Source organism: Streptomyces sp. NPDC059743, assembly GCF_042732975.1.
Taxonomy (GTDB): domain Bacteria; phylum Actinomycetota; class Actinomycetes; order Streptomycetales; family Streptomycetaceae; genus Streptomyces.
The window spans coordinates 391973-414493 of the sequence record NZ_JBHWGS010000002.1 but is presented as its reverse complement, the minus strand read 5'-3'; the positions used below and the strand labels follow the sequence as shown (position 1 = coordinate 414493).

At 68.9% G+C, this 22521-nt stretch carries 25 protein-coding genes and 1 pseudogene; 10 read left to right on the top strand and 16 right to left on the bottom strand.

The genetic code is table 11. The annotated features are described in order from the left end of the window. Positions 1–85 precede the first annotated feature (85 nt). The 4 genes from ACFV6H_RS05070 (at position 86) to ACFV6H_RS05055 (ending at position 3243) form a co-directional block, all read left to right on the top strand. Positions 86–1063, top strand: a complete 978-nt coding sequence (locus ACFV6H_RS05070) for a ribose-phosphate diphosphokinase (RefSeq protein WP_093590133.1) — start codon at positions 86–88, stop codon at positions 1061–1063. Positions 1064–1303: 240 nt separating this feature from the next. Beyond that, on the top strand, positions 1304–1894 hold the full coding sequence (locus ACFV6H_RS05065) for a 50S ribosomal protein L25/general stress protein Ctc (RefSeq protein WP_384785277.1): 591 nt from the start codon (positions 1304–1306) through the stop codon (positions 1892–1894). A 115-nt stretch (positions 1895–2009) separates the two neighbouring features. Beyond that, entirely contained in the window at positions 2010–2606 is a 597-nt protein-coding gene (gene pth, locus ACFV6H_RS05060; protein WP_384793321.1) for an aminoacyl-tRNA hydrolase, read from the top strand. A 160-nt stretch (positions 2607–2766) separates the two neighbouring features. After that, positions 2767–3243, top strand: coding sequence for a hypothetical protein (locus ACFV6H_RS05055; RefSeq protein ID WP_093590124.1), 477 nt, complete (start codon positions 2767–2769; stop codon positions 3241–3243). A gap of 93 nt (positions 3244–3336) precedes the next feature. Here the strand turns inward: ACFV6H_RS05055 and ppc are convergent, their stop codons facing one another. Next, positions 3337–6087, bottom strand: a complete 2751-nt coding sequence (gene ppc / locus ACFV6H_RS05050) for a phosphoenolpyruvate carboxylase (RefSeq protein WP_384793318.1) — start codon at positions 6085–6087, stop codon at positions 3337–3339. Between the two features lie 241 nt (positions 6088–6328). Between ppc and ACFV6H_RS05045 the strand changes: the two genes are divergently transcribed. Together ACFV6H_RS05045 and ACFV6H_RS05040 are read left to right on the top strand one after the other, a co-directional pair. Beyond that, positions 6329–7321, top strand: a complete 993-nt coding sequence (locus tag ACFV6H_RS05045) for an acyl-CoA desaturase (protein WP_384793316.1) — start codon at positions 6329–6331, stop codon at positions 7319–7321. After that, positions 7321–8016: a TetR/AcrR family transcriptional regulator gene (locus ACFV6H_RS05040; RefSeq protein WP_365901573.1), complete on the top strand. Its 696-nt coding sequence runs from the start codon at positions 7321–7323 to the stop codon at positions 8014–8016. Before ACFV6H_RS05045 ends, ACFV6H_RS05040 begins: the two co-directional genes overlap by 1 nt. Before the next feature lie 111 nt (positions 8017–8127). On the opposite strand, the gene ACFV6H_RS05035 is transcribed toward ACFV6H_RS05040, so the two are convergent. The 5 genes from ACFV6H_RS05035 to ACFV6H_RS05015 all read right to left on the bottom strand — a co-directional run bounded on the left by ACFV6H_RS05035 (position 8128) and on the right by ACFV6H_RS05015 (position 11056). Next, positions 8128–8856, bottom strand: coding sequence for a hypothetical protein (locus ACFV6H_RS05035; protein ID WP_385538710.1), 729 nt, complete (start codon positions 8854–8856; stop codon positions 8128–8130). Positions 8857–9026: 170 nt separating this feature from the next. After that, positions 9027–9380 carry a hypothetical protein gene (locus ACFV6H_RS05030; protein ID WP_384977284.1) on the bottom strand — a complete coding sequence of 118 codons (354 nt, stop codon included), beginning with the start codon at positions 9378–9380 and terminating at the stop codon, positions 9027–9029. A 115-nt stretch (positions 9381–9495) separates the two neighbouring features. Next, positions 9496–10476: a radical SAM/SPASM domain-containing protein gene (locus ACFV6H_RS05025; RefSeq protein ID WP_385538707.1), complete on the bottom strand. Its 981-nt coding sequence runs from the start codon at positions 10474–10476 to the stop codon at positions 9496–9498. A gap of 153 nt (positions 10477–10629) precedes the next feature. Then, positions 10630–10848: a hypothetical protein gene (locus ACFV6H_RS05020; protein ID WP_385538705.1), complete on the bottom strand. Its 219-nt coding sequence runs from the start codon at positions 10846–10848 to the stop codon at positions 10630–10632. Continuing rightward, positions 10841–11056, bottom strand: a complete 216-nt coding sequence (locus ACFV6H_RS05015; protein WP_385538704.1) for a hypothetical protein — start codon at positions 11054–11056, stop codon at positions 10841–10843. Before ACFV6H_RS05015 ends, ACFV6H_RS05020 begins: the two co-directional genes overlap by 8 nt. A gap of 176 nt (positions 11057–11232) precedes the next feature. Between ACFV6H_RS05015 and ACFV6H_RS05010 the strand changes: the two genes are divergently transcribed. After that, positions 11233–11982, top strand: coding sequence for a DUF6879 family protein (locus tag ACFV6H_RS05010; protein ID WP_385538702.1), 750 nt, complete (start codon positions 11233–11235; stop codon positions 11980–11982). 12 nt (positions 11983–11994) lie between these two features. Beyond that, positions 11995–12834, top strand: a complete 840-nt coding sequence (locus ACFV6H_RS05005) for a helix-turn-helix domain-containing protein (protein WP_385538700.1) — start codon at positions 11995–11997, stop codon at positions 12832–12834. A 46-nt stretch (positions 12835–12880) separates the two neighbouring features. Here the strand turns inward: ACFV6H_RS05005 and ACFV6H_RS05000 are convergent. Together ACFV6H_RS05000 and ACFV6H_RS04995 are read right to left on the bottom strand one after the other, a co-directional pair. Further along, positions 12881–13024 (bottom strand): annotated as a pseudogene (locus ACFV6H_RS05000) (glyoxalase); the annotation flags it as partial. Positions 13025–13030: 6 nt separating this feature from the next. Continuing rightward, positions 13031–13966, bottom strand: a complete 936-nt coding sequence (locus ACFV6H_RS04995; RefSeq protein WP_385538698.1) for a trans-aconitate 2-methyltransferase — start codon at positions 13964–13966, stop codon at positions 13031–13033. Positions 13967–14100: 134 nt separating this feature from the next. On the opposite strand from ACFV6H_RS04995, the gene ACFV6H_RS04990 reads away from it, so the two are divergent. Further along, positions 14101–14598: a MarR family winged helix-turn-helix transcriptional regulator gene (locus ACFV6H_RS04990; protein WP_385538696.1), complete on the top strand. Its 498-nt coding sequence runs from the start codon at positions 14101–14103 to the stop codon at positions 14596–14598. A 28-nt stretch (positions 14599–14626) separates the two neighbouring features. Here ACFV6H_RS04990 and ACFV6H_RS04985 read toward each other — a convergent pair whose 3' ends face one another. After that, positions 14627–15352, bottom strand: a complete 726-nt coding sequence (locus ACFV6H_RS04985; RefSeq protein WP_385538694.1) for an alpha/beta hydrolase — start codon at positions 15350–15352, stop codon at positions 14627–14629. A 160-nt stretch (positions 15353–15512) separates the two neighbouring features. Between ACFV6H_RS04985 and ACFV6H_RS04980 the strand changes: the two genes are divergently transcribed. Beyond that, on the top strand, positions 15513–16394 hold the full coding sequence (locus tag ACFV6H_RS04980; RefSeq protein ID WP_385538692.1) for a helix-turn-helix domain-containing protein: 882 nt from the start codon (positions 15513–15515) through the stop codon (positions 16392–16394). Between the two features lie 159 nt (positions 16395–16553). On the opposite strand, the gene ACFV6H_RS04975 is transcribed toward ACFV6H_RS04980, so the two are convergent. The 7 genes from ACFV6H_RS04975 to ACFV6H_RS04945 form a co-directional block, all read right to left on the bottom strand. Next, positions 16554–17342 (bottom strand): response regulator transcription factor, encoded by a 789-nt coding sequence (locus ACFV6H_RS04975; RefSeq protein ID WP_066948460.1) that lies wholly within the window; start codon positions 17340–17342, stop codon positions 16554–16556. 267 nt (positions 17343–17609) lie between these two features. Further along, entirely contained in the window at positions 17610–17774 is a 165-nt protein-coding gene (locus ACFV6H_RS04970) for a type II toxin-antitoxin system VapC family toxin (RefSeq protein ID WP_385538689.1), read from the bottom strand. A gap of 49 nt (positions 17775–17823) precedes the next feature. After that, positions 17824–18066 (bottom strand): type II toxin-antitoxin system Phd/YefM family antitoxin, encoded by a 243-nt coding sequence (locus tag ACFV6H_RS04965; RefSeq protein WP_384977260.1) that lies wholly within the window; start codon positions 18064–18066, stop codon positions 17824–17826. A gap of 17 nt (positions 18067–18083) precedes the next feature. Next, a complete protein-coding gene (galK, locus tag ACFV6H_RS04960) occupies positions 18084–19283 on the bottom strand; it encodes a galactokinase (protein WP_385538687.1) in 1200 nt (399 codons plus the stop codon). A gap of 27 nt (positions 19284–19310) precedes the next feature. Next, complete coding sequence (galE, locus tag ACFV6H_RS04955; RefSeq protein WP_385538685.1) at positions 19311–20288, bottom strand: UDP-glucose 4-epimerase GalE; 978 nt, start codon at positions 20286–20288, stop codon at positions 19311–19313. Then, a complete protein-coding gene (gene galT / locus ACFV6H_RS04950) occupies positions 20285–21352 on the bottom strand; it encodes a galactose-1-phosphate uridylyltransferase (protein ID WP_385538683.1) in 1068 nt (355 codons plus the stop codon). The genes galE and galT overlap by 4 nt, the downstream gene beginning before the upstream one ends. Before the next feature lie 237 nt (positions 21353–21589). Further along, positions 21590–22288, bottom strand: coding sequence for a LuxR C-terminal-related transcriptional regulator (locus tag ACFV6H_RS04945; protein ID WP_384977254.1), 699 nt, complete (start codon positions 22286–22288; stop codon positions 21590–21592). Positions 22289–22521 lie beyond the last annotated feature (233 nt).

Here is a 22521-nt window from a genome sequence, read left to right as displayed (position 1 = left end):
GTACCGTGATATCTGCACGATTCGGCTGGCTCGCAAGGCGACACGCGGGCACAGCGGCCATCAACACGTCTGAGGAGACAGTGCTGTGACCGGGATCAAGACGACCGGCGAGAAGAAGCTGATGCTCTTTTCCGGCCGCGCCCACCCCGAGCTGGCCGAGGAGGTTGCCCATCAACTGGGTGTGGGGATTGTCCCCACCAAGGCATTTGATTTCGCCAACGGTGAGATCTATGTCCGGTATCAGGAGTCGGCGCGCGGTGCGGACTGCTTCTTGATCCAGAGCCATACGGCTCCGATCAATAAGTGGATCATGGAACAGCTCATCATGATCGATGCTCTGAAGCGGGCCTCGGCCCGGAGCATCACGGTGATCGTTCCCTTCTACGGCTATGCCCGTCAGGACAAGAAGCACCGCGGCCGGGAGCCGATCTCGGCCAGGCTGGTGGCGGATCTGATGAAGACCGCGGGCGCCGACCGGATCCTGACCGTGGATCTGCACACGGACCAGATCCAGGGCTTCTTCGACGGTCCGGTGGACCATCTCTTCGCGCTGCCGGTCCTGGCGGACTATGTGGCGGGGAAGGTGGACCGGTCGAAGCTGACGGTGGTCTCTCCGGACGCGGGCCGGGTGCGGGTCGCGGACCGCTGGTGCGACCGGCTGGGCGCGCCGCTGGCGATCGTCCACAAGCGGCGCGACAAGGACGTCGCGAATCAGGTGACGGTCCACGAGGTGGTCGGCAATGTGGCGGGCCGGGTCTGTGTCCTGGTCGACGACATGATCGACACGGGTGGCACGATCTGCGCCGCGGCGGAGGCGCTGTTCGCGCATGGCGCGGAGGATGTGATCGTGACGGCGACGCACGGCGTGCTGTCGGGTCCGGCGGCCGACCGGCTGAAGAACTCGCAGGTGAGCGAGTTCGTGTTCACGAATTCACTGCCGGATCCGGGCAATCTGGATCTGGACAAGATCACGGTTCTGTCGATCGCGCCGACGATCGCCCGTGCGGTCCGTGAGGTCTTCGAGGACGGCTCGGTGACGAGCCTCTTCGAGGAGCAGGCGTAGCACGGCAGGCGTAATCACAAGAGGCGCAGCACCTCCGCGCCCGGCCCTTGACCGGTGCCCGTAGATCGATTTCTGAGGCGGCCTCCCCGCCGGGTAGACTCAGCGAGTTGCTCGGCGAGGGAGGCCGCACTGTTCCGGTGCGGCGGTCCGTTATCGACGCGCTCTTCGTAGCAGGCCTGTCGTGGCCGGGTGACGGCCGATTCCGGTCACCTTCCGCCCGTTTCTACGAGGAGTGCAGCCATGGCTGAAGTCAAGATCAGCGCCGAGATCCGTACCGAGTTCGGCAAGGGCGCCGCCCGCCGTACGCGTCGCGCCAACAGGGTTCCCGCGGTCATCTACGGCCACGGCGCCGACACCGTCCATGTGACCCTGCCGGGCCACGACCTGATGATGGCGCTGAAGACCGCGAACGCGCTGCTCGGTCTGGACATCGAGGGCCGCCAGGAGCTGGTGATCCCGAAGGCTGTGCAGCGCAACGCGATCAAGGGCTTCATCGAGCATGTCGACCTGCTCGCGGTGAAGCGCGGCGAGAAGGTCACCGTCGAGGTCGCGGTGCACACCGAGGGCGAGCTGGCGCCGGGCGCCAACCTGCTGGAGAACGTGCTCAACACCCTGACCGTCGAGGCCGAGGCCACCCACATCCCGGAGTCCGTCACGGTCTCCGTCGCGGGACTGGGCGCCGGTGACTCGATCGTGGCCAAGGATGTCCCGCTGCCGTCCGGCACCACGCTGGTCACGGACGAGGACGCGGTCGTCATCCAGATCCTGGCCGCGCAGGCCGAGGAGCCGGCCGCGGAGGGCGAGGGCGCCGCCGAGGGCGCCGAGGCCTGATCCGTACGCTGTGCCCCACGGGGTGGCAGGGCCGCCGACGGCCCTGCCACCCCGTTCGCCTGTACGGAGCACCTGACGCACCACCCGTATACGTATGCGAGGAGACGCAGCGCGGATGACGACAGATGCCAATGCCCCCTGGCTGGTCGTGGGCCTGGGCAACCCGGGTCCCGGCTATGCGGCCAACCGGCACAATGTCGGGTTCATGGTGGCCGATCTGCTGGCGGCCCGTATCGGCGGCTCGTTCCGGCGGGCGCAGAAGGCGCAGGCCACGGTGGTCGAGGGCCGTATCGGTCCGCCCGGTCCCGCGGGCCGCCGTGTCGTGCTGGCCAAGCCCACCTCGTACATGAATCTCTCCGGTGGCCCGGTCGTCGGGCTGCGTGACTTCTACAAGGTGCCGACGGAGCGGATCGTCGCGGTCCATGACGAGCTGGACATCGACTACGGCACGCTGCGGCTGAAGCTGGGCGGCGGGGACAACGGCCACAACGGGCTGAAGTCGATGACGAAGGCGATGGGTCCCGGCTACCACCGCGTGCGGTTCGGGATCGGCCGGCCGCCGGGCCGGATGCAGGTGGCCGACTTCGTGCTGAAGGACTTCTCGTCGACGGAGCGCAAGGAACTGGACTACTTCGTGGACCGGGCGGCGGACGCGGTGGAGGCGCTGGTGCTGGAGGGCCTGGAGCGCGCCCAGAGCACATACAACTCCTGAGCGCGTATTGAGCGGGCCTCTCGTGAGCACGCACAGCTCCTGAGCATGTCCCGCGCACGCCCGTCCTGAGCACGTACAACTCCTGACAACCTCCGCATTCCCTGTCGTTCCGCGGCCGGAAGTTGACCAGGCGTGCGCCCATGGCCAAAGATCCCGCCCTATGAAGGGGAAGCGGAGCAATTCCGACCGCATGCTGTCGTTCGGCCGCCGGGCGGCGATGGCCTGTGTCGCCCTGCTGCTCCTGGTCGCGGGCGTCTGGTCGTCCTGGACCTCGGCCCAGCATGTGGTGCTCGCCAAGGGCCGTGAGCACGGCACGCTGACGGTGGAGCGCTGCGCGGACCAGAGCTGCACCGGGCCCTACGATCCGGACGGACCGCAGGGTCCGCGCGCCGGGATGACGATCGAGCAGTCGGTGGCCGTGAAGAAGGGCGAGCGGTTCCCGGTCGTGGTGAAGCCCGATACGGACGAGTTGGTGCGTACGGGTACGCCCGGTCTGCTGTACGCGTGGGTCCCGCTCGGCGGAGCGCTGCTGCTGGCTTCCCTGATCATCGGCGGCGGGCTGGGACTGACCCGTACGGCCTGGGGGACGGCGCTGGCGGGCGGCGCGCTGCTGCTGGCCGCGTTCTTCGCGGTCTGACCGGCCGCGCGCACCGTACCCGTACAAACGTACAAACTGAAACCGTCCCGCTCCGGAAGCCCGGAGCGGGACGGTCCCGTAGCCAAACCCTGGTCAGCCCGTGTTGCGCAGTCCCGCCGCGACCCCGTTGACCGTCAGCAGCAGCGCCCGCGCGAGCAGCGGATCCGGGCTCTCCTGGCGCTCGGCCGCCGCGCGCTGGCGTGCCAGCAGCGAGACCTGGAGATAGGAGATCGGGTCGAGATAGGCGTCCCGGATCGCGAAGGTCTGCTGGAGCGCCGGGTTGGAGTCGAGGAGCTTCTCGCCGCCGGTGATCCGCAGCACCTCCGCCACGGTGAGCGCGTGCTCCGTCTCGATGTCCGCGAAGACATGCTTCAGCTCGTCCGGCACCAGTGTGTCCACGTAGTGGCGGGCGATCCGCAGGTCCGTCTTGGCGAGTGTCATCTCGACGTTCGCGAGGAAGTTCCGGAAGAAGTGCCAGTGCTCGTACATCTCGTCCAGCACGGTGTCCGGCCCGGCCTCGCGCAGCGCCTTCAGTCCGGAGCCGACGCCGTACCAGCCCGGCACGATCTGCCGTGACTGGGTCCAGCCGAAGACCCATGGGATGGCCCGCAGTCCGTCGAGACCGGCGCCGGAGTCGGGCCGGCGGGAGGGACGGGAGCCGAGGTGGAGGTCGGCGAGCTGGTCGACGGGCGTGGAGGCGAAGAAATACGCGGGCAGGTCGGGATCCTCGACCAGCCTGCGGTACGCGGCGTGCGCGGCGTCGGAGACGATGTCCATCGCCGCGTCCCAGCGGGCCAGTGCCTCGCCGGACTGGCGCGGCGCGGTGTGCAGAGCCGAGGCCTGGAGGGTGGCGGCGACGGTCAGTTCGAGGTTCTCCCTGGCCAGGGACGGGATCAGATACTTGTCGGAGATGACCTCGCCCTGTTCGGTCACCTTGATCTCGCCCTCCAGCGTGCCCCAGGGCTGGGCGAGGATCGCGTCGTGCGAGGGCCCGCCGCCACGGCCGACGGTGCCGCCGCGGCCGTGGAAGAGCCTCAGCCGTACGCCATGGCGGTGGGCGACGTCGCGCAGCCGGCGCTGGGCGCGGTGGATCTCCCACTGGGAGGTGGTGATGCCGCCGAACTTGGAGGAGTCGGAGTAGCCGAGCATGACCTCCTGGACGTCGCCGCGCAGTGAGACGAGTCTGCGGTAGGAGGGATCGGCGAGCATTTCATCAAGAATGACATCGGCGGCGCGCAGCTCGTCGGTGGTCTCCAGCAGCGGCACGATGCCGATCTTCGCCCAGCCGCCGTGCAGATCGATCAGTCCGGCCTCGCGGGCCAGTACGGCGGCGGCGAAGACATCGTCGGCGCCCTGGCACATGGAGATGATGTACGACTCGATGACCTCGGGACCGAAGCGCTCGAAGGCTTCCTTGACGGTGAGGAAGACACCGAGCGTCTTGTGTCCCGCGGCGTCGAGAGGCGCCGGGCTCGGTGCGAGCGGGCGGCGGGAGCGCAGTTCCTTGGCGAGCAGCTTCTGCCGGTACTCGCGCGGCATGTCGCTGTAGCGCCAGGACTCCTCGCCGAGCCGGTCGAAGAGCTGTCCGAGCGCATGGTGGTGGGCGTCGGCGTGTTCCCGTACGTCCATGGTGGCGAGCTGGAGGCCGAAGGCGGCGAGCGTACGGATCGTACGGTCCATGCGGCCGTCGGCGAAGAGGCCGCCGCGGTGCTCGCGCAGGGAGGTCTGGATGAGGGTGAGGTCGTCGAGCAGTTCGGCGGTGCCGAGGTAGTCGCGGCCGTCGTCGTGCGGTGTGCCCTTGGCGAGGCGCTCGCGAGTGTTGACGAGCTTCTGGCGGATGCAGGTCGCCTTGAGGCGGTAGGGCTCCTCGGCGTTGAGCCGCTTGTAGCGGGGGCTGATCTCGGGGAGCCGTTCCAGATCGGTCCGCAGGGAGGTGAGCAGTTCCTCGGTGGCGCCGGTGTAGCGGATGGAGTTGGAGAGCTGGCCGCGGAGCTGGTCGATCAGTCCCAGCGCGTCGGTGATGCCGTGCTCGTGCTGGAGGATCAGCACCTCGCGGGTGACCTGGGGAGTGACATTGGGATTGCCGTCGCGGTCGCCGCCGATCCAGGTGCCGAAGGTGAGCGGGCGGGTGCCCGGCGGCAGTTCGACGCCGACGCGCTCCAGCTCGCCGACGAGGTCCTCCAGGACGTCGCCGACGGCGCCGACGTGCAGCTCGTCCAGGTAGTAGATGGCGTTGCGCGCCTCGTCGACGGGCTCGGGCCGTACGACGCGGAGTTCGTCGGTCTGCCAGATCAGGTCGATGGACTCGGCGAGCCGCAGATCGTGGCGGCGCCGGTCGGAGGCGATGACCGGTGCCTCCAGCAGTTCGGCGACGCGGCGGAGCTTGTTCAGTACGGAGCGGCGCGCGGCCTCGGTCGGGTGCGCGGTGAACACGGGCCGTACGTTGAGGTTCTTGACGGTCTCGCGCAGATGCTCCGGATCGGCGTCCTTGAGCCGGTCGGCCGTACGGGCCAGCAGCCCGCCCTCGGCCGCGCGCCGTTCGCGCATCTCCCGGCCGCGGTGCACCTGTTCGGTGACATTGGCGAGATGGAAGTAGGTGGAGAAGGCGCGTACCAGCTTGGCCGCGGTCTCCAGGTCGGTGTCGCCGAGGAGTTCGGCCGCGGCCTCGCCGTTCTCGCGTGTCAACGCGCGTACGCGCTCGACCAGGTCGAGAAGCTCCGGGCCTTCCTGGCGTACGAGTGTCTCGCCCAGCAGGTCACCTAGACGGCGGATGTCTGAGCGCAGTTCCGCGCTGGCGGACGGTGTCACCGCGCTGGCGGATGAGGTCTGGTCGGCACTGCTCACAGGTGCGGCTCCTTGCAGTGTTTGAGCACGTCTGGAGGGTTCTGGAGACTTTGCGGACCGCGCTGTCCGACGACCACAAGGATAGGTGTCCTTCGCCTGGTGTTATCCACAGGCCTCTTGTCGCGGCGTTCGGCGCTGCCATACTTACGATGCCGTAGGTTACGCACCCGTATCGAGGTTTCCGCTCCAGTTTCGCCCCATTCCTCACCCCAGGCCCATTCCTCACCCCAGGGGACCCCCAATGACCACACCCCCCGATGTGATCGAAGATTCCTCCCTTCCTCCCCAGCCCGCCGACGGTGCTCCGCTGCCCTCCGCCACGCTCGGCGGGGACAACAAGGGGACCATCGAGCAGATCGCTCTGCTGCTCTTCATCGCCATCCCTTTTCTCGCCCTGCTCGCGGCGGTGCCGCTGGCCTGGATGTGGGGAGGGGTGAGCTGGCTCGATCTGGGCCTGATGGTGGTCATGTACTACATCGGCTGCCATGGCGTCACGATCGGCTATCACCGTTACTTCACGCATGGTTCCTTCAAGGCGAGCCGCCCGCTGCGGATCGCGCTCGCCGTGGCCGGTTCACTCGCCGTGGAGGGCCCGCTGGTCCGCTGGGTGGCGGACCACCGCAAGCATCACAAGTACTCGGACGCCGAGGGTGATCCCCACTCGCCCTGGCGCTTCGGCGAGACGCTGCCGGCCCTGCTCAAGGGACTGTGGTGGGCGCATATCGGCTGGCTGTTCGACGAGGAGCAGACACCGCAGCACAAGTACGCGCCTGATCTGATCAAGGATCCGGCCATCCGCTCGATCTCCCGGCAGTTCGCGCTGTGGACGGTCGTCTCGCTGGCGCTTCCGCCGCTGGTCGGCGGGCTGGTGACGATGTCCTGGTGGGGCGCCTTCACGGCGTTCTTCTGGGGCTCTCTGGTCCGGGTGGCGCTGCTGCACCATGTCACCTGGTCGATCAATTCGATCTGTCACGCGGTCGGCAAGCGTCCCTTCAAGTCGCGTGACCGTTCGGGCAATGTGTGGTGGCTCGCGGTCCTGTCCTGCGGCGAGTCGTGGCACAACCTGCACCACGCGGACCCGACCAGCGCGCGGCACGGCGTGCTCCGGGGCCAGGTCGATTCCAGTGCCAGGATCATCCGCTGGTTCGAGCTGCTGGGCTGGGCGTCGGACGTGCGCTGGCCCAGCGCTTCCCGTGTGGACTCCCGCCGCAAGAACGCACCTGCCAAGGCATGATGGGCACCGTGGCGATCGACGGCAGTACCAGCAAGCAGGGCAGCACCGAGAAGGGCCGGACCACCGGGAGCCGACGCGCCCGCCGGGTCCGGATGACCGGTGCGGAACGCCGTGAGCAGCTGCTGGACATCGGCCGTACGGTCTTCGCCGAGAAGGGCTTCGAGGCCACGTCGGTGGAGGAGATCGCGGCGAAGGCCGGCGTGTCCAAGCCCGTCGTGTACGAGCACTTCGGCGGCAAGGAAGGGCTGTACGCGGTGGTCGTGGACCGCGAGATGCGTCAGCTCCTGGACATGGTGACCGGTGCGCTGACCGCCGGGCACCCTCGTGAGCTGCTGGAACAGGCCGCGTTCGCGCTGCTCGACTATATCGAGACGTATACGGACGGCTTCCGCATCCTGGTCCGTGACTCCCCGGTCGCGCAGTCCACGGGCACCTTCGCGTCGCTGATCAGCGATATCGCCACTCAGGTCGAGGACATTCTCGGTATGGAGTTCAAGGCACGCGGCTTCGACCCGAAGCTGGCGCCGCTGTACGCGCAGGCGCTGGTGGGCATGGTGGCGCTGACCGGCCAGTGGTGGGTGGACACACGGCGGCCGAAGAAGGCCGAGGTGGCGGCGCATCTGGTGAACCTGGCGTGGCACGGTCTGGAGGGACTGGAGCCGAAGCCGCGGCTGATAGGCCACCGCAAGATCTGATCCGCGTGAGCGCGGTGCGCGAACGCCGTACGTGAACGCCGTACAGGGGATGCCACCTGCACGGCGTTCACGGCTTCCGGGGCCCGGGGCCCGCCGGCCTCTGGTCATGGCTTATGACGCGGGCGGGGGCGCGTACAGGAATTTCGCCGGGTAGGCGGGGCTTCCGGGCTGGTCCAGCGTTACGTAGATCTCGTAGCCCGCGTCGAATCCCGAGTCCTCGAAGGCGAATCCGCGCGCGTCCTCCTGTGCGCCCGGCTCCACGTCGAGGACGAAGAATCCGGCGCCTTCGGAGTCCTCCTCGGGAAACCAGTCGACCTGCTTCATGGCCTTGCCGTTGTCGTGCCGCTTGACGGTGACCTGGACCCGGCCGTCCACCTTCAGCGGTCGCGTGCCCTCGTTGGTGATCTGGACGGCCACATACTTGCGCTGCGAGCCCGCGGGCGCGGCCACACCGCCCGAGCGATCGGCCGCCATGACATCGGTGACGCTGATCAGCACATCGTTCGGCATGGGGTAGCCCTCGGTGAGCTTGAGAAAACGCGTCGGCGTACCCGAGGCCGCGCCTGCGGGCGTGCCCGCCGAGTCCTCCGTTGGCGTGTCCGCCGCCGTCGGTTCGCCGCTCGCCGGGCTGTCACTGCCGGCCGCCGAGGTTTCGCCGGAAGCACTGGGATCGCCCGCCGCCGCCGTCGGGTCCGCCGTCGCAACCTCGGCAGGCGCACCCGCGCCACCGGCCGACGTGGTCTCCTCGCACCCGGTGACGGCGAACACCAGAGCGGCGGCCGTGGCCGCGACGACAAGACGGTTACGGACACGTCTGGCTGTACGACTCTCGGAACGCATCGGTCCAACTCCCCCCACCTGCTCCCGGACCGCCCGGGACCATGTGAGAGGACGTACGCCCATCAACCGCCGGTTCACCACCCTGCGTGCCCGTTATATCCGAGGACTGTCATCGCCATGTCACCGGTCGGCCAGGACGGCAGCGCACCTGGGCCGTGTCGTGTGGCTCCTCAGCCGAGTTCCCGGGCCATTCCCCGCAGATACGCAGAGGCCGCTTCGACGAACAGTTCCCGCGCTGCCTTGTAGTTCTTCCAGTCCGGCCGCTCATTGCCGTCCTTGTTCAGCGCCGCCAGCTGCTCCAGCAGAGTGCGGGCCTCCTTGACCGGACCGACACCTTCGACATCGATGAGATTGAAGGCGCCACGAGTGGCCGCGTACGCCGCATCGATCGCGGCGACCACCTGACCGTCGTCGGCGAACCGCCCGTCGACCCGGTGCCAGGCGACATTGGATTCGGCGTCCGCCGCGGTCAGAAACGCGGCATACGCGTCGCGTCGTGCCAGGTACAGGATGTCACTCGTCATGCGGGCTCCGTGTTCATGTCCGGATCGTGCGCCGCCGACGCTATCGGCGCCACTGCGTGATCGCCTCCGAACCGGGAAATTTTCCCCACGAGTGACGCGATTCCCGTGTGCCGGATCAGCAGTCCGTATCGGAGATCCCCGGATTGTAGTATCGGACCGATCTCCCAGGTGCGCCCAAAGGGCCGTGGAACTGTTTTCCACCCTCACCACCGCCGCTGCCGCCGTTCGTGGGGCCACATGACGCATCGGGAGCACATACCGTCTGCGGACTGCACGACTCGAATGCCGGATTGCAATCCGGCAGACACGTCGGGGACATCGACACACCTGTGTCCGGGAACAGTGACTGGAGTTCCGCACGAGCAGCGCGCATGGGGATCCCCATGTAGATCTCTTCGAGGCTCTGCTCATGGACGTTGCCGAGAGCCATCCACCGGGCGAAGACGCACGGCCAGACCTCGCCGTCAGGGCTGATCGCGAACTTTCCTCTGCCGCATCGGCCACAGAGCTTGTCCATGCGAGGATCCTTACCGTCCGCACCGCGTCCGAAGGGGCGGATGCGATCCCGGCGCACATCACGGATCCCCAGCCCCAAGAGATCGCCACGGGCCTGCTCGGCCCGCTGGCCTTCGAGTACTCCGATGACGCTGCCACGCAGAGGAATGCCGAGCCGTCGAGCCTTCGCGACATTGGCACGGGTCCTGGCATGGGAGCCACGCGCCATGGTCACATCATCGTGGTCGTCGGCGTTGTCGCTGTAGTAGCTGAATGCCAGCCGGACTCCGCGCAGTTTCAGCGCGTCCCAGACGGAGTCCGTGATATGCGTCAGGTTGGAGAACACCTCGATCAGCATTCCGCTCGCGAGCGCGTACCGGATGAGTTCGGGCAGCGCCGGATGGAGTGTCGGCTCTCCGCCGATGAACTGCACGTGCCTGACGCCCATACCTTTCAATTGGCCGACAACGCGGCGCCAGTCGGCATCCGTCATGCTGCCGTGATCACCCTGCGGCGATGAACTCGCGTAGCAGTGACGGCACTTCTCGTTGCACAGGCCGGTGATCTCCAGCCATGCGAATGTGGGGCGTAAGAGGGACATGAGTCTGACTCCTTCGTCTGATAGGGGCCTGATCAGGCGCGGCGTCGCGGCGTCCGTCACGAGGTGGCGTCGGAGCGGGGATCCCAGGTACGGCGTTTGCGCGCCAGCGCGCCTACGGCGATACGGAGGTCGGCATCCGCACGCACGCGCTCGTCACAGACGTGTTCTGCGGTTGCGCTCTATAACGCGGGCCAACAGCTCTTCACTACGGTTGGCCGCCCGGAGGCAAGCGGGATCGGCGTCCCACTCGGTTCCGCCGCCCGGGGCTCTGAGCTGGACGTATGCGCTGCGGCGTGCCAGCACCTCCCCGATGGCGTCCCGCTCGGTGTCCACCACCCACGCGCCGACGCCCGGCACCGTGTACTCACTCATCCGGCGCGCCGCGGCCGATCGCTTCCGCGAGCCTTTCCGCCACATCCGCACGCACTCTGCCGAGTTCGATCAGAGCGAGTCCGGGAGAGGCATCGTCGACGCCCAGGGACGGCAGGACGATCCCCACGCGCGTAAGGGCGGCACGAAGCTTCGTCACTGCCGCGCCGGGATCGGTGACCTGGATCAGGGGCTCGCGGAGACTGGTCATGAACGGGACGCTAGGGACAGAACGACGTGGTCGCTGCGGAATATTCGCGTCTATTCGCACAAGGAGTGAGGCGATTCACCTTCATTCTCACGAGGCAGGGGTGCACCCTATGGCGCACGAGTGGCAGCCCAACCATGCTGAGTTGATCACTCTCCGCACGCGAAGGGACACCGGTCATGGCACGACGCCTGCGTTTCAACGGGACGGGCTCAGGATTGGACGGATGCCCGTCCGTCCACGAAGACCTGGACACGGGAGAGGTCATCGTTCACGGCCCGCCCCTGACCGCTCCCGAGGACATCGCCCAGCTCCAGCACCTCTCCGACGGTGAGACCGCCATCGTCGTACCGCGCGAACTCCTCACGGACTTCGCGCCGAAGGACCGCATGCCACACATCATCGGACTGGACGCATTCGCTCAGCTCTTCACGTCCTTCAAGCACACGGCATGGCGGCTGGAGTCCCGCCGCCGGTACGGATCGGACGAACTCACGGAGACATACGCGCAGTTCACGCGAGGTGAGCCCGTACAATGGGACGGGGTCGACGCCGAGTGGTGCGCCGGGCGCCGCGAGCAGGTCGCCCTCGGTAAGCGCTTCGAGCGGGTGAGGATTCTGGACAACCCTCCAACCACCGGGCAGTTGTACCTCCTGGACAACGCGCGCCGGAACAGCGCGGTAGGCGAAGTCATCCACACCCTGACACGAGGCGAGGCCGACAGGCTGCGCCTGCCTGAAGAGGATTTCTGGCTCTTCGACTCGCGGCTGGTCGCCCTGCTCCGATTCGACGATGACGACCAGCTCCTTGATGTAGAGCTGATCACCGAACCGGCCACCGTGCTGCGCTACGCCCAGGCGCGCGACGCCGCCTGGCACTATGCCGTCCCGTACCAGGAGAACGCCACGGGTATCCCGCCCACGGAGTAGAGAAGAGTGCCTGTGAGCGACTTTCAGCAGGCTCGGGTGGCTCTCGGCATCAGGCTGCGTGAGCTGCGCACCTCGAAGTCGCTCACGGGCACTCAGCTCGCGGACCGCCTTGGCTGGCCACAGTCCAAGGTCAGCAAGCTTGAGAACGGCAAGCAGACCGCCACGGCCGAGGACTTGCGGGAATGGGCCAAGGCGACAGAGCAGCCCGAGGCGGGCGAGGAGCTGACCTCGCGTCTGGCGGGTCTCGAATCCCACACGCGCTCATGGCGTCGCCAACTCGCCTCCGGGCACAAGGCCGTACAGGACACGCTGAACGCGGAGTTCGACCGGACGAGAACCTTCCGTGCCTGGTCGGGATCAATGGTCGTGGGCTCGCTCCAGACCGCCGATTACGCACGGCACATCTTCATCCGCTATGCCGACCTGCACCGGTCTCCCCGTGATACGGAGGCCGCGGTCCGGGCTCGGATGAAGCGCCAAGCGAGTCTCTACGAGACGGGCAAGAAGCACAGGATCATCATGTGGGAAGCGGCTCTGCATCCTCTGGTGTGCCCGCCCCCGGTACTCGCCGCGCAACTCGACAGGTTGACCGGCGTGATCGGCATGGACACCGTGGAGTTGGGGATCGTCCCCCTCAACGCCTCGCTCAAGATCCCGCCCGCAAATGGTTTCTGGATCTTCGATAACCGCCTCGTCATTACGGAGGACTGGCACGCCGAGCTGTGGATCGACGATCCCGTCGGCATCGCGACGTACATCAGGGTGTGGGACACCCTGCGCGAATCCGCGGTCTACGACGCCGACGCCCACCGCATCATCACGCGCGCACGCCGGGCACTCGGCGCGCCGTGAGCGCGGCCTCGGGTCGGCCGTGTCAGACGGTCCGCACGCGGATGGGTCAGATCGACGGTTCCAGGAATTCCAGGCGGTTGCCTACCGGGTCGCGTGAGTAGAAGCGTTGGTGGCCTGGGAGATTGTCGTCCCAGGTGACCGGGGCGCCCAGGGCTTTGAGGCGTTGTGCGTAGGCCTCGACGGCGGTGATCACGGCTCAGGGCTTCTTGTGGGCGACGGCGAAGATGCGGCGGAAGGGGAAGACCGTGCCGTGAGGGCCCGGTGGGTAGGCCTCGCGGAGCAGGGCGCGGTACTCGGCGGTGAAATCCATCGTTGCCCGCGCGTCGCCGTCGAGCGCGGTGAGGACGGGCCGTAGCGCCGTTCCCTTCACCCAGTCGAGGACCGGGTCCTCGCCGGTGAGCTGCTGGACGTAGGTGGTCTCCCAGACGTCCGCCGTGCAGCCGAGGTCCGTCAGGCGCGCGAGATAGTCGGCGGGTTCCAGTACGGCGTTGACGCGCCGGTCGGGACGGGCCAGCCGGTCGCGCCAGCGCGGGGATTCACACAGCTCGGCGAGGAGCGCATGGCTCGGCGAGCTGAAGTTGCCGGGCACCTGGAAGGCGAAGATGCCGCCGGGCGCGAGGCCGTCGAGCCATCGGGCGAAGGAGTCGGCGTGGCCGGGAACCCATTGGAGAGCGGCGTTGGAGACGATCAGACCGTACGGTTCGGCGGGCGTCCAGTGCGTGAGGTCGGCGGACCGGAAGTCCATCGCGCCACCGCCCGGCGTGGCGCCGGCGTACTCCTTCCTCGCCCGGTCGAGCATCTCCGGCGAGTTGTCGAAGCCGGTGATACGGGCGGCCGGCCAGCGGTCGGCGATCAGCGCGGTGACATTGCCCGGGCCGCAGCCGAGGTCGGCGATCCTGAGAGGCCCGGTAGATCCGGCAGGCCCGGCAGACCCCGCGGACTCAGCGGACTCGGCGGCGGGCGGTTCGGGAACGCGGGCCAGCAGGTCCAGGAACGGGCGGCTGCGGTGGCCTGCGTGCCTGAGGTACTGGGCCGGATCCCAGGTCGGCGCGGGAGGTGCGGGAGGTACGGACAGCGCCGGAGGTACGGGAGGTACGGACGCTGCGGACGGTTCGGACGGTACGGAGTGCATGGTCAGGCCCCCATCGCGGTTACGGGTCGGCCGGCCTGCCGGAGCGGCCTGCGGCGGTTCGGCTCCCAGCCTGCACCCGGATATATCTTGACGTCAAGAGACTTCATGTCGAGGGACCCTCTACACTGATCGTCATGGAGGACGAGGTCGACCGACTGGTAGCGGCATGGCGCCGAGAGCGCCCCGACCTCGACGTGGAACCGCTCGAGGTCCTCAGCCGTGTCAGCAGGCTGGCCCGCCATCTCGACCGCGCGCGCCGGATCGCGTTCTCGGAGCATGCGCTGGAGCCGTGGGAGTTCGACGTACTGACCTCGCTGCGGCGCGCCGGCGCCCCGTATCAGCTCTCTCCCGGACAACTGTTGACCCAGACCTTGGTCACCTCCGGCACGATGACGAACCGTATCGACCGGCTGGCGCAGAAGGGCCTGGTCGAGCGGCTGCCCGATCCCAGCGACCGGCGCGGAGTGCTGGTCCGGCTGACCGCGGAGGGCCGGGACCGCGCGGACCAGGCGCTCGCCGGGCTGCTGGCCCAGGAACGCGCGATCCTCGCGGAACTGTCCCGCGCGCAGCGGGCCGAACTGGCAGGGCTGCTCCGGCAGTTGACGGCGCCGTTCGACAACGTCCCCAGCTAGGCCCTGTCCGGCCGCCCGGCAACAGCGGTCAGCCGACCTTCAGCAGTAGTTCGGCGAGCTCGGCCGGCATGGTGATCATGCAGTCGTGGCCGGTCGGCAGTTCCCATACCTGTGCCGGCGTCCCGTTGGGCTGTATCGCGGGGACAGGTCGCCGGACAATGCCTTCCGGCTCGCCAACGACGCAGTGGATGTGCGTCCGCGGGATCGTGTTCACGGCCGGGTTGTCCAGTCGGACCGGTTGCTGGAGGCAGCGCACCGACTGATCCGACAGCATCGTGCGCAGCCAGGCGGCGTCCGCCGGGTCGGTGACGCCGAACAGGCCCGAGGGCGGCGGCGACTCGGGGAGCGGCGGAACCCGCCAGCCGGTGTCGGACTTCGCGGCGAGGTCGATCAGGACCTGGGTCACGGGCATGACATCGGCCGCGGTCTCGCCGTCCTCCGGGACCATCGCGTCCAGGTAGACCAGACGTGCGATCCGCTCCGGGACCTGGTTGGCCGCGGACGAAATGACCAGCCCGGCGTAGCTGTGTCCCACGAGCACCACCTCGGTGAGGTCTTCCTCGATGATCAGCCTGACGATGTCGTCGACGTGCGTGTCGAGCCCTACCTCGCGGCTGAGCAGATGCGCCTTGTCGCCGTGGCCGGTCAGTGACGGCGCGATCACCCGGTGTCCGGCCGACGTCAGCAGCGGGATCACCCGCTCCCAGCACTGTCCGCTGTGCCAGGCACCGTGTACCAGCAGATACGTTGACATGGTTTCGCTCCTTGCTGTGCTTGTCCGCGCTGCGTGGGCCGGGCCGCTGACCAGGCCATTGACCACGCTGCCGCCCGGACTCCGGCCCAGCCAGGGCCCCCGCGGTCCTGGGGGTGACAGGACCAGGCACGCGCGCAGCCGCGCGAATTACAGTGCAGAGATGACCGACGAACCGAACCTGCTGGGCGAGTACGTGCGCGCCCGCCGCGAACTCGTCACTCCTGAACAGGTCGGTATCCCCGTTCTGGGCGTACGGCGCGTGCCGGGCCTGCGCCGGGAAGAGGTCGCGATGCTCGCCGGCATCAGCGCCGACTACTACCTGCGTCTGGAGCAGGGCCGCGACCGCAACCCCTCCGTACAGGTCCTTGAGTCCCTCGCCCGTGTGCTGCGGCTCGACGACGACGCGACGGCGCACCTGCTGCGCCTCGGCGCCGACAAACCTCGACGGCAACGGCAACGGCGCCGGCCCCGGAAGGAGACCGTCCCTCCGGGCATCGCCAAGCTCGTCGCCGCGCTCCCGCTGCCCGCGTTGGTCGAGGGCCGCTACTTCGACGTCCTCGCCGCCAACGCCTTGGCGACCGCTCTGTCACCGCGCCTCGCGGCGGGAGGCAACCGCCTGCGGGACCTGTTCCTCGACCCCGCCGAGCAGGCCCTCTACCCGGACTGGGAGAACGCCACCGCGGGCATGGTCGCCGGCTTCCGCGAGTCCGTCGGCACCGACACGGACGACCCTCGATTCATCGAGCTCGTCGGCGAACTCTCCCTCGTCAGCCCGCGCTTCAGCCGGCTCTGGGCCCGCCATGACGTAGAGGCGTGCGAAGGCACACCCAAGCAGATCGACCATCCCCAGGTTGGTGGCCTGCGGCTGAACCGGGAGAGGCTGGGCATCAGCGGTACGGCAGGCCAGACGCTCGTCGTCTACCACCCGGACCCCGGCACCGACGACGCCGACAAACTGGCGCTCCTCGCCTCAGCCATGGGGACACCGGCCGCGCTTCAAGGCGGTGAGTCCGGTGAGTCCGTCCGCCACGGCGCGGAGTGAGTCCTGGCCAGGTCCGGTACGTACCGTCGCAACCGTACGCACCGGCTACCCGCACCGGCGCCCTTCGCCGGACGAGCAGGCAGATTTCCGCGCCCGCCCTCCCGGCGATGGCGGTTCGACCGGTTCAGCGGCGTGCCGGCGGCGGCCGGACGCCGTCGGTCAGCCTGTTGACGTGGCGGGCTGGGCCGCCAGGCTCACCGGGCCCACACCGGCCCTGCGCGCCAGTGCCACGGCGGCCAGCGTCGAGTGCACGCCCAGCTTCCCCAGCACGTTCTGCATATGCGTGCGAACGGTGTGCGGAGAGAGGAAGAGCCGCTCGGCGACTGCCTTGCGGCCCAGGCCCGCGACCATGCACCGCAGCACCTCGCGCTCGCGCGGAGTGAGCGACTCGACCAGCCGTTCGCTCTCCGTACGGTGCTTGCGCGCGGCCGTCAGCTCCCGCAGCACGCCCGTGAGCAGGGCGGGCGGCAGATGCGTCTCGTCCCGCAGGACGCCGCGCATCACGGCGAGCAGCCGTTGGAGCGAACAGTCCTTCGCGACCCAGCCGGACGCGCCCGCCTGGAGCGCCAGCGCGGCGCGGCGCGGATCGTCCTTCTCGGCGAGCACGACCGTACGGACGGACGGCTGGCCGGAGCGGACTCCGGCGACCAGCGAGATACCGTCGACCGGCACCGCCTCGCCGTCGTCCGGCACGGCGCGCGCGACCGGCACCTGAACCGGTCCCGCAGCCGTGCTTCCGGCCGCTCCCGCGACCGTGCCGAGGTCGGCGTCGACGAGCATCACATCGAATCTGCGCCCTTCGGCCGCTCCCCGATCCAGACAGCGCAGCGCGGCAGGACCACTGCCTGCCGCCGCGACGTCCACATCGGGCTCGGCCGCGAGCGCGGCGGCGAGCGACTCGGCGAAGATGCGGTGGTCGTCCACCACCAGAACCCGGATACGTACCAATGGACACCCCCTGAAAGGCGGGGAGCGGACAGCGCGGGCACGGCGCCCGGTGTGCGGTGGTACGTCAGTGGCACGGCCGCCGCCGTGTGTTGACCGCTACCCCACCCCGGGCGTCGTACCCGACTTGACTCCACCCCTGATCAGCACCGGCCCCCACCGGTGCTGTGCATCAGCGTACGGCCGTCGGCCCGGAGCGGAAGGAATTTGACAGAACTCGTCGGCCGGACGCTGCGGGACGGGCCCTCGGATGTCCTCGTGTGCCGACTTCTACACGGGCATGATCTGCACGTCGTAATGCGGAATCCATTTGTCCCGGGTCAGAAGAGTCATGCCCTCGATCTGTGCCTGGGCGACGAGCAGCCGGTCGAACGGATCCCGGTGGTGCCCGGGCAGCCTGCCCGCGCGGACACCGTGCCCCGCCGTGACCGGCAACGGCGTGAACTGACTGTCCCGGGCACGTGAGTGTCGAGCAGCAGCCTCATCAACGCATCCCGAAGACATCGGCGATGTCGTCGGGCAGTTCGTCGAAGTCGTCGGCCATGCGAATCCGCCCCTTGAGTGAGCCGCGCCCTGTGCGCTTCACCTCGGGCCTCAGCGGTATGACCTTCGCAACCGGCACCCCCGCCTTGCTGATCACGACCTCTTCGCCGGTCGCAACCTGCTCCAGGATGCGCGAGAAATGCGTCTTCGCCTCGTGCACGTTGTATCGACGGGTTGCTTCCATAGCTGCCTCACAGGCATTCAAAGGCGGACCTGGCGTGCGCCGGTGGAAGGGATGGCCGGGAAGGTGCGTGGGGGCGTGAAGCCTGAGGTTGTGAAGGCTTCTGTGATGGCCTTGGTGATGGCTTCCGTGTCGGGCTCCTCGGCCAGGACTATCGCGGAGCCGCCGAAGCCGCCGCCCGTCATGCGGGCGCCCAGGGCGCCGGAGGTGATGGCTGTGGTGACCGCCAGGTCGAGTTCCGGGCAGGAGACGCGCAGGTCGTCGCGGAGCGAGGCGTGGCCCTCGGTCAGGACGGGGCCGACCGCGCGGAGGTCGCCCGCGTCCAGCAGCGCGATGGTCCGCTCGACGCGGTGGTCGTCGCTCACCACATGGCGGACACAGCGGCGGACCTCCTCGCTCTGTCCGGCTGCGGCCAGCCGGTCCAGCGCCGCGGGCAGATGCGCGTACGGGATGTCGCGCAGCGCGCGTACGCCGAGCGCCCGCGCGCCCGTCTCGCACGCCGCGCGCCGTGCGGCGTACGCGCCGTCGCCGAGCGCGTGCTTCACGCGGGTGTCCACGACCAGCAGCCGGAGCCCTTGGGTGGCCAGATCGAACGGCACCTGGCGCTGGGAGAGATCACGGGTGTCCAGATACAGCGCGTGGCCCTCGGTGCAGCACGCCGAGGCCATCTGGTCCATGATTCCGCACGGCACGCCCACGAACGCGTTCTCGGCGCACTGCGCGAGCACCGCCAGTTCGGGCCGCGTCAGGCCGAGACCGTACAGATCGTTCAGGGCGAGAGCGGTGACGACCTCCAGCGCGGCCGAGGACGACAGTCCCGCGCCGGTCGGCACCGTCGAGGCGAGATGGATGTCGGCGCCGGTCACCGGATGCCCGGCCGCGCGCAGCGCCCAGACGACACCGGCCGGATAGGCGGCCCAGCCGGTGTCGGAGCGCGGTTCGAGAGCGGCGATGTCGAGCTGGACCACGCCCTGGGCGACATCCGCGGAGTGCAGGCGCAGGACCTGGTCCATACGGCGGGAGACCGCGGCGACCGCCCGGTGCGGCAGCGCCAGCGGCATCACGAAACCGTCGTTGAAGTCGGTGTACTCACCGATCAGATTCACCCGGCCGGGAGCCGCCCACACGCCCTCAGGCCCGGCTCCGTAGAGCCGCCGGAACTCCTCGGCCACCCGGAACTCCTCGGCCACGGTGTCGACGGCGATGCCGCTCTCGCTCACTCCTGGGTCTCCCTCACTCGGTCCCGCTCATTCGTGAATCGCCTCGGTCTCCCCGCGCCGCGCGAACGCCCACGCGTCCGCCACGATGCCCGCCAGATCGGCGCGGCTCGGCGTCCAGCCGAGACGCTCGTGCGCCGTCTCGGCGGACGCGACGAGTACGGCCGGATCGCCGCCACGGCGCGCCGCCACGACCTCGGGGATCGGATGCCCGGTGACCTTGCGTACGGTCTCGATGACCTCGCGTACGGAGAAGCCGTTGCCGTTGCCGAGGTTGCAGATCAGATGCTCGCCCTCGGCCGCCGCGTCCAGCGCGCGCAGATGCGCCTCGGCGAGATCCGCGACATGGATGTAGTCGCGTACGCACGTGCCGTCCGGCGTCGGATAGTCCTCGCCGAAGACGGAGATCGACTCGCGCTGGCCGAGCGCGACTTGAAGGACGAGCGGGATGAGATGCGACTCGGGATCGTGGCGCTCACCGCAACTGCCGTACGCGCCCGCGACATTGAAGTAGCGCAGCGAGACGGCCGCGAGACCGTGCGCCACGCACTCGCCGCCGATCATATGGTCGACGGCGAGCTTCGACGCGCCGTACGGGCTGGTCGGAGCCGTCGGGTCGGACTCCGTGATCGGCGTGGAGACCGGCTCGCCGTAGGTCGCCGCGGTGGACGAGAAGACCAGCTTGCGCACGCCGGCCGAGCGCATCGCGGCGAGCAGCGCCATGGAGCCGCCGACATTGTTGTCCCAGTACTTCTCGGGCTTGGCGACGGACTCGCCGACCTGTGAGGACGCGGCGAAGTGCAGCACCGCGTCGTACGAGGAGTCCAGCCACTCGGCGGAGTCCTGGATCCGGCCCTCGATGAACACGGCGCCCGCCGGGACCGCCTCCCGGAAACCGGTGGAGAGATCGTCCAGCACGGTCACCTCGTGCCCGGCCTTCAGCAGATGGGCCGCGACCACGCTGCCGACATATCCCGCACCGCCCGTGACCAGGTACTTCTTGCTCACTCGCTCGCTACCTCTCGCAGTCGCTCGGCCGCGGCCTCCGGTGGCACGTCATTGATGAACACGCTCATGCCGGATTCGGAGCCCGCGAGGAACTTCAGCTTGCCCGAAGTGCGGCGCACGGTGAAAAGCTCCAGGTGGAGCGCGAAGTCATCGCGCCCGGCGGCCCGGAACGGCGCCTGGTGCCAGGCGGCGATATAGGGCGTGGGCGGTTCACCTTCGCCGAAGATCCGGTCGAAGCGCTTCAAGAGTTCCAGATAGACCTGTGGGAACTCCGCGCGGGCCGCGTCGTCCAGCGCCCGCAGATCCGGGACGCGGCGGATCGGATAGAGATGCACCTCGTACGGCCAGTGCGCGGCGTACGGCACGAACGCCACCCAGTGCTCGCCCGTCAGCACTACTCGGTCGCCGTCGGTCCGCTGCGTACGCCCGCCCTCGGACCGCTCGCGCTCGACCAGATCATCGAAGAGGTTACGGCCGGTCGCGGCCCGGTGCTCGCGGGCGGAGCGGAGCATCAGCACGGAGCGCGGCGTGACGAACGGATACGCGTAGATCTGCCCGTGCGGATGGCCGAGCGTCACACCGATCTCCACGCCTCGGTTCTCGAACGCGAAGACCTGCTCGACCTGCGGCAGCGCGGCCAGCTCCGCCGTACGGTCGGTCCAGGCGTCCAGCACCAGAGCGGCCCGTTCCTCGGAGAGGTCGGCGAACGAGGCGTCATGGTCGGCGGTGAAACAGACGACTTCGCAGCGTCCGGAGTCGCCCGCGAGGGAAGGGAAGCGGTTCTCGAAGACGGCGACGTCGTAGTCGGAGTCCGGGATCTCGCTGAGCCGGCCGTCCCGGGAAGGGCAGAGCGGGCACTCGTCGGCGGGCGGGTGGTACGTACGGGCCTGACGGTGCGAGGCGATGGCGACCGAGTCGCCGAGCAGCGGGTCATGGCGGATCTCGGAGGCGGTGGCGACGGGACCGAGAGGCCTGCGGTCGACGGCGTTCCGTACGGCGTCGTCGCGGGAGTCGTAGTAGATCAGCTCACGGCCGTCGGCGAGCCGCGTCACCGTCTTCTTCATCGGTCGCCCTCTCGCCTACGTCACCCACATTGCCCACACCGTTCAACAGAACCGAACACAACAAATCACAAACCAACAGCAGCGTCAATGCGGGAAGGACGTGTGAGCAGGTGGGCAGGGATGCGTGAGCCGGGCGAGCCGGTGAGCCGGGCGTGGGCTGACGGCCCCGTACCCGTACCCGTACGCAGCGACCCGTACACAGCGCCCCGTACACAGCGCCTCGTACGCCGCGCGCCCTCAGTGATCGCGGGCGTCGGGCCGTCGCGGATCAGCCGGCGTCGCGCGGTCCAGCAGGCCCGTACGCGCCGCCAGCGCCGCCGCCTCCAGCCGGGAGCCCACGCCCAGCTTCATCAGCACCCGCTGCACATGCGTCCTGGCCGTACTCGGCGCGATGCCCATCCCGGCGGCGATCAGCCGGGTGTCCTCGCCCTCCGCGACCCGCACCAGCACCTCGATCTCGCGCGGAGTGAGCATCCGCAGCAGCCGCTGTCCCTCGTCGTCCGGCTGGGCCGCCGGATTGAGCAGCTCGGTGAAGGCGCCCTGGAGCAACTGCGGCGCCACCGCCGCCTCGCCCGCCCGCGCCTTGATCATGGCCCGTTCCACGCCCTCGATGCGCTCGTCGTGGCGCACATAGCCGGAGGCGCCCGCCGCGAAGGCCGCGGCGATCCCGCGCGGGTTCGGTACGGGACCGAGCACCACCACGGCCACCTGCGGCCGCTCCCGTTTGATCCGTACGATCGGGTCGAAGGCGCCCGGCTCGGCCGGCGCCGCCGTGCCCAGCAGGCACACTTCCGGCGCCCTGCTCACCACCAGATCGGCGACGCCCGCCGTGGGCGCCGCCGCCGCGAGCACCCGGTGCCCACGCAGTTTCAGTGCCGAGGCGAGCGCCTCGGCGAGCAGTCGGTGGTCGTCGACCACCATGAGCCGAACACCCATAGAGAAAGCCCCCATCACCGCAGAAAACTGGCCCCCCGGCCTCCTGACCCGGCAAGCTACACGCTTGTTCGAGATCGCGCGCCCCCTACTGTTCAGAAGCCCCCCGGATTGCCGAATTCCCGGCCATTCAGGACTAGTCGGCGACGAAGGCCGCTATGGGACGCGCCACGACCGTACGAAACGGGCCCCGGTCCATGGCGTCCACAACCCACGGACCGAGGCCCACCGCTCGC